Origin of the sequence: Micromonospora sp. WMMD1102 (assembly GCF_029626265.1) — a bacterium.
GTDB lineage: Bacteria > Actinomycetota > Actinomycetes > Mycobacteriales > Micromonosporaceae > Plantactinospora.
Genome location: NZ_JARUBN010000001.1, coordinates 6,352,082 through 6,364,938, shown reverse-complemented (window position 1 = coordinate 6,364,938; position 12,857 = coordinate 6,352,082). Strand labels below are relative to the sequence as shown.

Genomic DNA, 12,857 nt, shown 5'->3' with positions numbered 1-12,857 from the left:
TTGGTGGCCCACCCGCCATCCGACATGCCGATCGTGACCGACACCGCTCCCGCCGGGTGCCGTCCCCGGGCCGCGCCGCCGCCGGGCCGGCCTGACCTGCCCGGTAGGGTGCTGGGGTGACTGAGCCCGTGTCGCCAGCCCGCATCGTCGTCCTCGTCTCCGGCTCCGGGAGCAATTTCCAGGCCCTGCTGGACGCGGCTGCGGACCCGGCGTACGGCGCCCGGGTTGTCGCCGTCGGCGCCGACCGGGACGGCATCGCCGGCCTCGACCGGGCCGCCGCGGCCGGGGTGCCCACCTTCGTCGCCCCGGTCCGGGCGTACCCGACCCGCGAGGACTGGGACCGGGCGCTCACCGCGCACGTCGCCGAACACCGGCCCGACCTGGTCGTCTCGGCCGGCTTCCTCAAGCTGGTCGGCCCGCACTTCCTGGCGGCGTTCGGCGACCGCTACGTCAACACGCACAACTCGCTGCTGCCCGCCTTTCCCGGCATGCACGGCCCGCGCGACGCCCTCGGCTACGGAGTCAAACTCGCCGGGGCCACGCTCTTCTTCGTCGACGCCGGTGTCGACACCGGGCCGATCGTCGCCCAGGTGGCGGTGCCGGTACTCGACGACGACGACGAGGAGACCCTCACCGAGCGGATCAAGGTGGCCGAGCGGCGGCAGCTCGTCACGCAGGTCGGCCGGCTGCTCCGGGAGGGTTGGACGATCACTGGAAGGAAGGTCACGATCGGAGTGAGCGACACGAGTTCGGGCGTGGACGGCCGGCGGCCGATCCGGCGCGCGCTGGTAAGCGTCTACGACAAGACCGGGCTTGTCGAGTTGGCCCGGGCGCTGCACGACGCCGGGGTCGAGATCGTCTCCACCGGGAGCACGGCGGCGACCGTCGAGGGGGCCGGCATCCCGGTCATCCCGGTCGAGTCGCTGACCGGCTTCCCCGAGGTGCTGGACGGCCGGGTCAAGACGCTGCATCCGAAGGTGCACGCCGGGCTTCTCGCCGACCTGCGGCGCCAGCGGCACGCGGCGCAGCTCGGCGAGCTGGGCATCGCCCCGTTCGACCTGCTGGTGTCGAACCTCTACCCGTTCGCCGAGACGGTCGCGTCCGGTGCGGACTTCGACGGGTGCGTCGAGCAGATCGACATCGGCGGGCCGGCGATGGTGCGGGCAGCCGCCAAGAACCACGCCTCGGTGGCGGTGGTGACGTCGGTGTCGTCGTACCCGTCGGTGCTGGCCGCGCTGGCCGACGGCGGATTCAGCGCCGGTCAGCGCCGGCAGCTCGCGGCCCGCGCCTTCGCCGACATCGCCGAGTACGACGTGGCGGTGGCGAACTGGTTCGCGACGCGTACCGGGTCGGAGGAGCAGGAGTGGCCGGCCTTCGCCGGTCAGGTGCTCACCGCCCCCAGTCCGCTGCGGTACGGCGAGAACCCGCACCAGGCGGCGGTGCTCTACGTCGACCCGGCGTCCCCGGCCGGGCTGGCCCAGGCGGAGCAGTTGCACGGCAAGGAGATGTCCTACAACAACTACGTGGACGCGGACGCGGCCTGGCGGGCGGTGAACGACTTCCCCGGGCAGCCGGCGGTGGCGATCATCAAGCACGCCAACCCGTGCGGCATCGCAATCGGTGTCGACGTGGCGCAGGCGTACCGCCGGGCACACGCCTGCGACCCGGTTTCCGCGTTCGGCGGGGTGATCGCGGTCAACCGGCCGGTCTCGGTCGAGATGGCCCAGCAGGTCGCCGAGGTCTTCACCGAGGTACTCGTGGCACCCGACTTCGAGCCGGGTGCGGTGGACGTGCTCTCCGGCAAGAAGAACATCCGGCTGCTGCGGGCGCCCGCCTGGGCTCCGTACCCGGCGGAGTGGCGTCCGGTCAGCGGCGGCGTGCTGATGCAGCTGGCCGACCGGGTGGACGCGCCCGGCGACGACCCGGCCGGCTGGCGGCTGGCCACCGGTGAGCCGGCGGACGAGGCGACGCTGGCCGACCTCGCCTTCGCCTGGCGGGCCGTCCGGGCGGTGAAGAGCAACGCGATCCTGCTCGCCGCCGACGGCGCGACGGTCGGGGTCGGGATGGGCCAGGTCAACCGGGTCGACTCGGCACACCTGGCGGTCTCCCGGGCCGGCGCCGACCGGGCCCGGGGCGCGGTAGCCGCCTCGGACGCCTTCTTCCCATTCCCGGACGGGCTCCAGGTGCTTGTCGACGCCGGGGTGCGGGCGGTCGTCCAGCCGGGCGGCTCGCTACGCGACGAGGAGGTCGTGGCGGCGGCCTCGGCGGCCGGCATCACCATGTATCTCACCGGTACCCGGCACTTCTTCCACTGACGCCGGCAGACACTTCGCCCACCGCCGGCCCGACCCGCCCGGTCAGCCGACTCTGAGCAGCGCACTGCCGGTCGCGCCGCCCGAGCGGCTGGCCCGGACGGTCCAGCAGCCGGCGGTGGGGAAGTTCCAGCCGGTACCCCATTCATCACCCAACCTGGTCCAACTGCTGCCCTGGTGCGAAGTCGGACCCCAGACCGGCTCGACGGCGGTCCCGTCCGGGCCGGTCGCCCGCACCTCGAAGGTGCCGGAGCCGGTCATCCGCCAGACGATCTTCTCGTCCCGGCCGGCGTGCAGCCCCGGACCGCCGCGCGGGAAAAGCAGCCCCCAGAACGAGTTGCCGGCGTCCGCGACCCCCCGCACCTCGAGCGGGTTCTCCACCGTGCCCGGGCTGGCCGGGCTGGCCGGGCAGTTCCCGGCCGGCCCGTCGACTCCGGTCGCGGGCACCGCTCCCGGGGCGGCTCCGGCCGAGGCCGACGGGCTTCCGCCCGCCGGACCGACGGAGCGCGACGGCTCCGCACCACACCCGGCCAGCGCGCCGACCAGGGCCACCAGAACCAACGTCACGGGTACGACTCTTCGCGCCATGTAGACCTGAGCCCGGGAACCGCCACCGGGTTCCCGGAAGATCCCGCGCCGGGGTTCGGCGCGCCGCTCCCTCCGGGACGGTGTCCCGAGCGGAGGTTGTCGAGCTGCCCCGTCGGTGCGCCCAGCTCGACAGTCTGCGGATCGGGTAGTAGCCGAGAACGCGATCTTCGTTTACATCGACGCCTTCTGCTTGGCGGTCAGTTCGCCGCCGGGTGGTTTCTTGTGTGGGGTGATCGGGCCGGTGCCCTGGTAGCCACAGTCGCCGATCATGCCCGGGCCGCCGGCGGTCAGGTGGTCTGCCCAGCGTTGCGCGATGCCGGAGATGTGGAACGCGGCCGCGTCGTGGCGGGCGCCGTTGACGGGCTCACCGACGTCGGCGACGTGGCCGTCGAGGTTGGCGATGACCTGCACGTTCTGCCCTGACAGGTGCTTCTTGCCGGAGAAGAGGCCGTGGTAGTCCTCGCGTTCGCCGACCGGGGCGAGGAACCCGTCGACGAGCACACCCTCACGGCGGGTCTGCGCCAAGCGCTGGTCGACCTCGGGACGGGTGACCCCGCGCAGGATCGGCCGCAGGATCTGGTGATAGCGGGTGATCGTGGCCTGCGAACAGCCGAACACCTCGGCGAGGACCTCGTCGGGCAGGTTGTGCCGCAGCCCGAACAGCACCGCGATCACCGTCGTGGCCAGCGGCAACACGTGCGGACGACCGACCGCCGGCTTTTCCCACTCATCGCCCACGATCTCGCGAACCCGGCCGATCAGGTCAGCAAGCCGGTCGGTCGGGAGTCCTGTCATACTCTCACCGCGCAGCGGCTGGCCCTCGATTATCTTCCACACAAAGCTGATCTATCGGATCCCAGCCGCTGCGTCTATTCCCGACAGTTAACCCGAGCGGTAGGCACCCTCGAATCTCACTGAACGTAACATCCATGGATATCGACCGATTTCTGAATAACTCTCCGGCTTCCGCGGCGATCTGCCGGGCCGCTGCCACGGCCGCGCCGGAGATGTCAAGACCAACCGCGCGAGCCCCCGCGACGGGTGAACGCCGCCGTCTCGGTACCGAGATGGCACTGTCACACGTCGCCGACGACGAGGCCGTTCCCGTTGGATCCACGGCCCCGGTCCTTCAAGCCTCGCCAGCGTGAAGCCGAGTCGAAGTCCTAGACCTGTAGCGTACGTGATCGGCACATTACCATATTGCGAAATGTTTTCGTCGATGTCTGACCGGAGGCGCCGACGTGTTGTCTAGATCTCGACGATAACCATGGTGGGGTGGAAATGAGACTTCGTGTTCGCGTAACGGCGCGGCTCGCTGTGCTGATGCTGTTTGGTGGTGCACTCATCGGCGTCGGCGAGCCGGGTCTGGCTGCCGGCGGCCCGGCGTACAACCAGAAAACCATCGACATAACGTGGCCCCCACCCCCGGATGCCAAGTCATGCACAATACGATCCATCAGCCTGGACAAGGGGACCTATCGGTGGCAGGCGTTCCGCCGCTACATTAATCCCTATGTCTCACCAGCCTGGACCGTACCAGCACAACCCCCTTCATGGGACATCGACCTGAATGGGGGCGAGTACTACTGGGAGGATTGCGTATCCGACGGCAGCGCTGCGCATCTCGACCCCAACTACTGGCACGGGTCAATCCTGCGGCTGAATGGAGCAGATGCCAAAATGGGGTACCACTGGTACGTGGGCCCCTCGGGCACCTACTACACCACTTGGGGCAGCTCGCTGACGCGAATCAGGTAACCGCAGGAGGATCACGTCTCCCGGCTCTCGTAGCTCTGCGCGAAATGAGCTCCTGTCAATCCCCCGGTGACCTGGACAAGGCGGTGCCGCCGCCCTTGCCGGGGTCCGGAGCGTGTGTTCCGGACCCCGGCTTTTCGCGTTCTGGCCGGCTGTGATCGTTTCGACGGTGGTGGCGATGGCTGGGGCGGTGTCAGCGGTGATCGTTACCCGGATGGTGAGGTGCGGACGCTGGGTAGCGCAGTTCGAGGTGGAACGCGTCGTAGATCTCCCGCCGTTGATCTTCTGGGAGCCGTCATACGCGGCAGGCACTTCGCCGTCTCTGCAGACCCTTCCCAACCCTCAAGATCACAACAGCCGTGGAAGACCGAGGTTAGCGGCCTAATACTCCAATGTCACTTCGCCTGTCTGCGCTGGTAGTGGGCTCGTCGGGCTCGGGCTTGGGATGTTCGTCGCCAGATCGACCAGTGCAGGGTGTGTTCTGGCGGTGGCGATGTGGCGAGGACGAAGGCGTTGAGGAGTCGGCGGATCTCGGCGACGGTCAACGCGATGATCTCCGAGTCGTCGTCGGGTTGCTGGGCGGCGAGGATGGTCCGCCACTGATCAACGTCTACGCTGTGGCACACGGCCACCGCACGATCTTCGGTTGTCCTCACAAACCATCGATGATCAACGCGGTGGCCGTCCTCATGCCCACGCCACGCCCATGGCCGAAGCCAAGTGACGTTGGAGTACCAAGTGGCCGGGCTGCTGCGTGCCGAACGGCGCCGACGGGAAACCCGGCGGCGGACACGTAAGCTTCGGGAGCCGCCAGACAAGCGCTGCTGGTGCCGGTGTGGTTCCGCAAGCACGAAGACCTCGCGTAGGTGGCCGCCGGGTTCCGAGTATCGCACGCAGCGCACTCGTCCTCACCCAATTCGAACACGGCGACTCGCTCTGCTTGTTGAGATCGCCTCACTGTTCAAGGCCGAACTCGTGCGCAACAAAGGTCCCTGGCGCGGGCTGACCCGCGACGACCTAGCCGACAACATCGCGCGGTACACGGACCCGGAGGACCGCCGCCGCCCGGCCCCAGCCGCTTCCGCCGTCGGGCTCGGCGCTGAGGTCGGTGACCGGGAGCCGCACGGGTAGGTCGGCGAGGATCTCCTGGACCAGTTCGCCGTCCCGGAGGACCAGCCGGGTGCGGAGCGCGGTGTGTCGGTCGACCAGCCCGCCGAGGGCCCGCCTCAGCGCGGCAGGATCGAGGTCACCGTCGATCCGGATCCGGTGGGCAACGTTGTAGACCTCCGGATGCGGGTTGGCGTGATGCACGCGCCACCCCCGCCGCTGGAAGCTGGTCGCCGGAGCGGTGTCCGCCGGGGCCAGGGCTGCGGCGTCACTGCCATTGCCGATGTCGATGGCGGCGGTGGTGCCGGTGGTGGTGAGGTGTCCGGCCATCGCCCGAATCGTCGGCGCGCGGAACAGGTCGGCGACCTGCACCTCGACGCCGAGCGCCTGCCGGATTCGGTTGACCAGTTCGACGCCGGTGAGCGAGTGCCCGCCAAGCGAGAGAAATGAGGCGTCGACCGGCACCTCGGTCAGCCCAGGCTGGTCGGACCAGAGCCGGTGCAGGGTGGGCCTGGCCCACCCGGCGCCACGTACCCCGAGCAGCACCAACCGCAGCTCCTGGTCTGGTGCCGTGACCGTCTGTGCTGTTCGGGGTAGGGTCTGCCGACCGCTCGGCCGGGCGGCGTCCATCTTCCTGTCGAACTCCGACAGCACCCGTGAGCGGGCCGCGCCGGCTGATCCCCGACGCGGCCCGCTCGGGCAGGCACTTTTCGGCTCCGGCTACTGGAACTTGCCGGGGGCGGGTCGGTCGCCGAGGCTGCCGTCGCCGAAGACGACGGCCTGGGTGGTGTTGTTGGCTCTGCGGATGTGGAAGGTGTTGGTGGTGGGTCGGTAGACGGCGATGTTGGTGTAGGGCAGGCCCTCGTAGTAGCCGGGTGCGGGTAGGTCGCCGGAGGCGCCGAAGGGGATGCGGATGGTGGTGCCGCCGTTGGCGGGGCGGATGTAGAAGGAGGCGTCGGAGGGTCGGTAGATGGCGAGGTTGTCGTAGGGGGTGTTCTCGTAGCGGCCGATGGCGGGGATGTCGCCGCGTTGGCCGAAGGGGATGCGGATGGTGGTGCCGCCGTTGGCGGGGCGGATGTAGAAGGAGGCGTCGGAGGGTCGGTAGACGGCGAGGTTGTCGTACGGGCTGTTCTCGTAGTGGCCGGGTGCGGGTAGGTCTCCGGGGTTGCCGAACGGGATGCGGATGGTGGTGCCGCCGTTGGCGGGGCGGATGTAGAAGGAGGCGTCGGAGGGTCGGTAGACGGCGAGGTTGTCGTACGGGCTGTTCTCGTAGCGGCCGACCGCGGGCAGGTCTCCGGAGGCGCCGAACGGTATCTGGGCGAGTAGCCCGCTGCCGTCGAGTTTGCGGATGTGGAACGTGGCGGTCGAACCCCGATACACCGCGATGTTCGACGTCTGGCCGCCGCCGCAGTTCCTGCTCGTGTGCTGGCGGGTGGTGCCGTCGTAGAGCAGGGCAACGGAGTCGATCACGATCGGTACCCGCGTTCCGCCGTTGATCTGTTCGTAGTGCAGATGAGGTCCGCTGGAGTTGCCTGTCGAGCCGACCTTGCCCAACTCCTGCCCGGTCGTGACCACCTGGCCGACCGCGACCGAGAACGCGTTCAGGTGGGCCACTCTGCTGCTCCACCCGCCGCCGTGGTCGACGACGACTTCGTTGCCGTAGCCGCCGTTCGCCCTGGCGGAGGTGACCGTGCCGGGCGCGGAGGCGAGCGCGGGTGTTCCGAGGTCGGCTGAGCCCGCGATGTTGAAGTCGATGGCGTTGCTCACCTCGCTGGCGTGGTGGTAGTAGTCGCGCACCTGGCCGCATGGCCAGGGTGCCCGGAAGTCCGGGCCTGCCAGCACGGCGGGACCGGCTCCGTCCGGTACGGCACCGGCTGCCACGCCGGGTGCCAGCACGGTTGCCGCAAGTGCCACGAGTGCCGCACATGTCCGAGCGGCCATTGCTACACGCATGTCTCCTCCGGTCATGGGTGTGGGTGGCGGCCATCAAAGCAAGCGCGGACTTCCGCCTGGCTTCACGCCCGATGTTCCCCCGGCATCCGGTCAGCGCTGGCGGCCTACAGCGCCACACGCGGCCCCGACCACGACCGTCGTCGATCCCTGTGAAGTCGATCGGAAGCCCTCGCCGAGTAGCGTTGCGACACTACGTTAAGAACCTTCGGACTCTGAAGTGGCGAGGAAAACATCCTTCAACCAAGCGCAGCAGGGAGATTAACATGAGTCGAGACAGCAGGGCGAAATCTCCGTCCACGACACAGGAGCAGCGTCACCACGCCACCCGCCGCAAGCTTCTCAGCATCCCACCCCTCGTCGTTCTCGCGTCGATGATGGCGGCGAAGCCGGCTCAGGCGAGTAGCGGTTCCGTCGAGTGCCTGGCCGACCTGGGAGCGTTCTGATGGCGATCCTGTGGTTGGCCGACGTGCTGCGCCAGGCCGGTGTAGCGGTCGTCGAGGAAGGCAACTGGCAGGCGCGCGGCGTCAGCGGCGCCTTCGCCCCGATCGGCGTGCTGTGGCACCACACAGCGGCTAGGTCGAGTGCCGCCAACCCGGCTCCGGCGCTCGGCATCTGCATCAACGGACGAGCCGACCTGCCGGGGCCGCTGTGCCACGCGTTGGTCGACTACCACGGCACCTTCCACCTCATATCGGCCAACCGTGCAAACCATGCCGGAGCTGCCAGGGCCAGCGGACCGATCCCCGCCGGCGATGGCAACACCATGTTGATCGGCTGGGAGATCGACTATGCCGGGGATCAACCGACCGGCGCCGACCAGGCCATGACCTCCGCGCAGTACTCGGCGTGCGTTGCCGCAACCGCTGCGGTGCTGCGCAAGCTGGGACGCGACGCCAGCTACGCCCGTGGACATCGCGAGACCAGCACCACCGGCAAGATCGATCCGTCCTTCGTCGACCTGAACGCCATGCGTGCGGACGTCGGCCGAAACACGACATCGAACGTGGCGGTGTATCGGGGTTCGAACAGTACCTTCTACATCCGCAAACTCGACGGCAGCGGGCTACTCGCCCAGATACCGTTCGGCGCCTCCGGAGACCTGCCCGCGGTCGGCCGCTACGAGAACAGCCCGTACGACAACCTCGCCGTCTACCGACCCTCCGACGCCTCCTTCTACATCCGCCCCGCCAACGGCGGCACCACCATCCGCATCCCGTTCGGCAACCCCGGAGACCTACCCGCACCCGGCCACTACGAGAACAGCCCGTACGACAACCTCGCCGTCTACCGACCCTCCGACGCCTCCTTCTACATCCGCCCCGCCAACGGCGGCACCACCATCCGCATCCCCTTCGGCCAACGCGGCGACATCCCCGCCATCGGCCGCTACGAGAACACCCCCTACGACAACCTCGCCATCTACCGACCCTCCGACGCCTCCTTCTACATCCGCCCCGCCAACGGCGGCACCACCATCCGCATCCCCTTCGGCGCCTCCGGCGACCTACCCGCACCCGGCTACTACGAGGGCCTGCCCTACACCAACATCGCCGTCTACCGACCCACCACCAACACCTTCCACATCCGCAGAGCCAACAACACCACCCAGGCCGTCGTCTTCGGCGACGGCAGCCTCGGCGACCGACCCGCCCCCGGCAGATTCCAATAGAAGGAGGAGAGCCTCGATGTTGGTTCTCCTCAGGCGGCTCGCGCTTTTGCTGGTGGTAGCGATCACGCTGACGCTGGGATCGGCACAGATCGGCTACGGTACGGCCCCGGCTCGGACCGGGACATCGGCGTCCGGCGGCACTACTGTCGCAGCCGTCGCGGAGACGATCACGGTCACCGGTGTCGACCTGCACGATGGCACGGTCGCCAAGTTCGGCAGCACCTACTACCTCTACGGCACGATGTACGGCTGCGGTTTTCGCTGGCAGGTGGCCGGCACCCCGTGGTGCGGCTTCGGCGTTTCCACCGCGACGAGCCTGCGCGGCCCGTGGTCGGCGCCGCGACGGCTGTTCTCGCCGTCGGACATGAACTCGTTCCGCCTGACGACGTGGCAGCAGACCTGCGGGGGTACCGGTGCGGGGTGCTTCAACCCGCGCATGCTGCGCCGCACGTGGGGTCCGAACGACGGCGTCTTCATCCTCTGGTTCAACGCCCCGTCCGACTATGCGCAAAGCGGCGCGAACGCGTACTACGCCATGGGGTGCAAGGGTCCCGAGGGTCCCTGCGGCGACGCTGCCGGCCCGCCGTACGGCTCGACCACGAAGCCGCGGTTGACGATCTGCGGCGGCAACGGCGACTTCAGCATCGTGACGAACGGCAGGGCCGCGCCCCAACTCTTCTGCACGAACGCCGACCAGACCTTCGCGCAGGAGCAGCTCGACACCTGGGGCACCAACGGCACGGGTACCGGCACCAGAAACCTTGCCGGCCTGCGAGCCGTCGAGTCGCCGGGCGTCTACCGCGATCCGGCCACCGGTAAATGGCTCATGACGTTCTCGGACCCCAACTGCGGCTACTGCGGCGGCACGGGAACGAGCTATGCGACCGCCGACAGCCTGTCGGGGCCGTGGACCGCACCCCCGAACACCGGCTACTCGCCCGCAGCGGCTGGACGGCGAGCCGTCTCCGCGACCTCCTGTGGCGGACAGCCGCGGACGGTGTTCACCGTCGACGACCGCACGTACCAGTGGATCGACCTGTGGGGCCGGTGGAACGGCGACTCGACGAACCAGGCCCGCGCCGGAGTCGTCCTCGCCGAGCTGAAATACACCCCGCAGCCGGCTCCGAACGGCGGCGTACTGCCGCCGCAGTTCGCCCAGTGGCCCTGTGCCTGATCCAGCCAACCCCACTGTCCGAGGAAGGGCATGATGAGATCACCTGTCCGCAGTTGGTGGCTCCGACTCGGAGCGACGATGTCTGCGCTCTCTGTCCTCGTGGCCGGGTCGTTGACGCTGGCCGGCCCGGCGAGCGCCCTCGCCGCGCTGCCCTGTGACCCGGCCGGCGTACGACCGACCGACGGCAACGCCGCCGGTCATGCCTCGCCCCAGCTGACCGGGCGCATGCGCGGCGGGCTCACCGCCTATCGCATCTCTTGCGCCCGGGTCATCGTCGACACGGTACGCAGCCGAGGACTGCCGATGCGTGCGGCACAGATCGCGCTCACCACCGTGATCGTCGAGTCCACGATGGACAACCTCGACGGCGGGGACGGGACGAGCGTGGGCCTGTTCCAGCAGACCGTTTCGTCGTACCCGAACATCAACCGCAACGACCCGATCGCCGCGACGAACGCCTTCCTGAACGAGATGCTGCGCATCTACGGTGACGGGAGTTGGGCGACCCGGCCGGTTGGCCAGGTGTGCCAGGCCGTGCAACGCTCGGCCTTTCCGGACCGCTACGAGCCGCAGGCACACGACGGCGGCCTGCTCGCCGACGCTGTCTGGAGCGGTACGTCGAACATCGCGGTGTATCGGGGTTCGACCGCCACGTTCCACATCCGCAAACTCGACGGCAGCGGGCTACTCGCCCAGATACCGTTCGGCGCCTCCGGAGACCTGCCCGCGGTCGGCCGCTACGAGAACAGCCCGTACGACAACCTCGCCGTCTACCGACCCTCCGACGCCTCCTTCTACATCCGCCCCGCCAACGGCGGCACCACCATCCGCATCCCGTTCGGCAACCCCGGAGACCTACCCGCACCCGGCCACTACGAGAACAGCCCGTACGACAACCTCGCCGTCTACCGACCCTCCGACGCCTCCTTCTACATCCGCCCCGCCAACGGCGGCACCACCATCCGCATCCCCTTCGGCCAACGCGGCGACATCCCCGCCATCGGCCGCTACGAGAACACCCCCTACGACAACCTCGCCATCTACCGACCCTCCGACGCCTCCTTCTACATCCGCCCCGCCAACGGCGGCACCACCATCCGCATCCCCTTCGGCGCCTCCGGCGACCTACCCGCACCCGGCTACTACGAGGGCCTGCCCTACACCAACATCGCCGTCTACCGACCCACCACCAACACCTTCCACATCCGCAGAGCCAACAACACCACCCAGGCCGTCGTCTTCGGCGACGGCAGCCTCGGCGACCGACCCGCCCCCGGCAAGTTCCAGTAGCCGGAGCCGCACCCGGCTGGTCCTCCGGGACGGCGAACTGCATCCTCGGCTACGCGACGACCAGCCCACCACGATGCTGGGCTGGTCGTCGCAGCGTTGAACATGGCCGCCGTCACCCGCGGTGGGAGCGTCGAAGGGGTGATCTTTCACAGCGACAGGGGCAGCGAATACTGCTCGGCCGACGTTGCCCGGGCCTGCGCCCGGTGGAAGGTACGCCAGTCGATGGGGCGGGTCGGGTCGTGTTTCGACAACGCCGTCGCTGAGGCCTGTGTTCCCTCCGCTTTGAGGATCTTCAACAGCACCGATGCGCGGGCGTTGGACACGCCCTGCCCGTCGCCGCGCATCGTGTCGGCCAACGCGTCCCGTGACAGTGACCGGCCGCTGTTGCCCAGCGCCGCGCGGGCCGCCCGCGCCGCCGGGAGCAGGTGGGCCAGGGTTCGGATGTCGACCGTGGCCTGGTTGCCCGGACCGGTCGACTGACCCGTGGTGGCCTCGCTGGTTTGGTCGACGACGCCGGTAGTGGACGGGTCGCACGTGTCCGCCGGCCCGTCCGCCGTCGTCCGAGACGATGCTCCACCGTCCTGGCCGGCCCCCCGGGGCCGTCCCGGGGACGGCCGGTCGATCAGCGGACGGCCGTTGATCGTCTCCGGCCGTCCGTTGATCAACTTCGCTGTGGTCGATCATGGAGAACAGCAGCTTGACCGAGACGAGCATGGACAGCGCTGGCCAACCGGCCAACGCCTTGCCGATCGGGGTCGTGCCCGCCCACCGCGACGTTCGCGGCGAGGCTGGCCAGAGTCCCGACCACCAGGGCGACCCACGGAACCCAGCCGGGGGGCGACCGGCGCGACGCTGCACCACCAGGTACAGGCTCGCCACGATCTCCAGCCCGTCCACACCGACTGGGAAGGCGTGCGCCTTCCAGCCGGTCTGACCGTGTTTGATGGCGAGCTCGGTCATGTGCGCGAACGAGATCGCACCCGCCACGATGGCCAACCCGGCAACGGTC

General features: G+C 69.1%; 12 protein-coding genes and 1 pseudogene. 6 read left to right on the top strand and 7 right to left on the bottom strand.

Annotated elements, in window-relative coordinates:
• The first annotated feature begins 116 nt into the window (after nucleotides 1–116).
• Nucleotides 117–2,315, top strand: coding sequence for a bifunctional phosphoribosylaminoimidazolecarboxamide formyltransferase/IMP cyclohydrolase (gene purH, locus O7626_RS28570; protein WP_278064166.1), 2,199 nt, complete (start codon nucleotides 117–119; stop codon nucleotides 2,313–2,315).
• A 42-nt stretch (nucleotides 2,316–2,357) separates the two neighbouring features.
• Here the strand turns inward: purH and O7626_RS28565 are convergent, their stop codons facing one another.
• Together O7626_RS28565 and O7626_RS28560 are read right to left on the bottom strand one after the other, a co-directional pair.
• The gene (locus tag O7626_RS28565; RefSeq protein ID WP_278064165.1) at nucleotides 2,358–2,879 is read right to left on the bottom strand and encodes a hypothetical protein; all 522 of its coding nucleotides are present in this window, start codon (nucleotides 2,877–2,879) and stop codon (nucleotides 2,358–2,360) included.
• A 192-nt stretch (nucleotides 2,880–3,071) separates the two neighbouring features.
• A complete protein-coding gene (locus O7626_RS28560; RefSeq protein ID WP_278064164.1) occupies nucleotides 3,072–3,695 on the bottom strand; it encodes a transposase in 624 nt (207 codons plus the stop codon).
• A gap of 480 nt (nucleotides 3,696–4,175) precedes the next feature.
• On the opposite strand from O7626_RS28560, the gene O7626_RS28555 reads away from it, so the two are divergent.
• Nucleotides 4,176–4,658, top strand: a complete 483-nt coding sequence (locus tag O7626_RS28555) for a hypothetical protein (protein WP_278064163.1) — start codon at nucleotides 4,176–4,178, stop codon at nucleotides 4,656–4,658.
• Nucleotides 4,659–5,050: 392 nt separating this feature from the next.
• On the opposite strand, the gene O7626_RS28550 is transcribed toward O7626_RS28555, so the two are convergent.
• From O7626_RS28550 to O7626_RS28540, 3 genes are all read right to left on the bottom strand, one after another.
• The gene (locus O7626_RS28550) at nucleotides 5,051–5,281 is read right to left on the bottom strand and encodes a hypothetical protein (RefSeq protein ID WP_278064162.1); all 231 of its coding nucleotides are present in this window, start codon (nucleotides 5,279–5,281) and stop codon (nucleotides 5,051–5,053) included.
• A 391-nt stretch (nucleotides 5,282–5,672) separates the two neighbouring features.
• Nucleotides 5,673–6,392 (bottom strand): phosphopantetheine-binding protein, encoded by a 720-nt coding sequence (locus O7626_RS28545; RefSeq protein WP_278064161.1) that lies wholly within the window; start codon nucleotides 6,390–6,392, stop codon nucleotides 5,673–5,675.
• A 90-nt stretch (nucleotides 6,393–6,482) separates the two neighbouring features.
• Nucleotides 6,483–7,676, bottom strand: a complete 1,194-nt coding sequence (locus O7626_RS28540) for a M23 family metallopeptidase (RefSeq protein WP_278064160.1) — start codon at nucleotides 7,674–7,676, stop codon at nucleotides 6,483–6,485.
• Between the two features lie 302 nt (nucleotides 7,677–7,978).
• Between O7626_RS28540 and O7626_RS28535 the strand changes: the two genes are divergently transcribed.
• The 4 genes from O7626_RS28535 to O7626_RS28520 all read left to right on the top strand — a co-directional run bounded on the left by O7626_RS28535 (nucleotide 7,979) and on the right by O7626_RS28520 (nucleotide 11,848).
• A complete protein-coding gene (locus tag O7626_RS28535; RefSeq protein WP_278064159.1) occupies nucleotides 7,979–8,158 on the top strand; it encodes a hypothetical protein in 180 nt (59 codons plus the stop codon).
• Entirely contained in the window at nucleotides 8,158–9,384 is a 1,227-nt protein-coding gene (locus tag O7626_RS28530; RefSeq protein WP_278064158.1) for an N-acetylmuramoyl-L-alanine amidase, read from the top strand. Before O7626_RS28535 ends, O7626_RS28530 begins: the two co-directional genes overlap by 1 nt.
• Before the next feature lie 16 nt (nucleotides 9,385–9,400).
• Nucleotides 9,401–10,558: a hypothetical protein gene (locus O7626_RS28525; RefSeq protein ID WP_278064157.1), complete on the top strand. Its 1,158-nt coding sequence runs from the start codon at nucleotides 9,401–9,403 to the stop codon at nucleotides 10,556–10,558.
• A gap of 78 nt (nucleotides 10,559–10,636) precedes the next feature.
• Nucleotides 10,637–11,848: a hypothetical protein gene (locus O7626_RS28520; protein WP_278064156.1), complete on the top strand. Its 1,212-nt coding sequence runs from the start codon at nucleotides 10,637–10,639 to the stop codon at nucleotides 11,846–11,848.
• Between the two features lie 146 nt (nucleotides 11,849–11,994).
• Here O7626_RS28520 and O7626_RS28515 read toward each other — a convergent pair whose 3' ends face one another.
• A complete protein-coding gene (locus tag O7626_RS28515; RefSeq protein ID WP_278066532.1) occupies nucleotides 11,995–12,513 on the bottom strand; it encodes a hypothetical protein in 519 nt (172 codons plus the stop codon).
• Between the two features lie 211 nt (nucleotides 12,514–12,724).
• Nucleotides 12,725–12,808, bottom strand: a pseudogene (locus O7626_RS28510) (DUF2637 domain-containing protein); the annotation flags it as partial.
• Nucleotides 12,809–12,857: the final 49 nt, after the last annotated feature.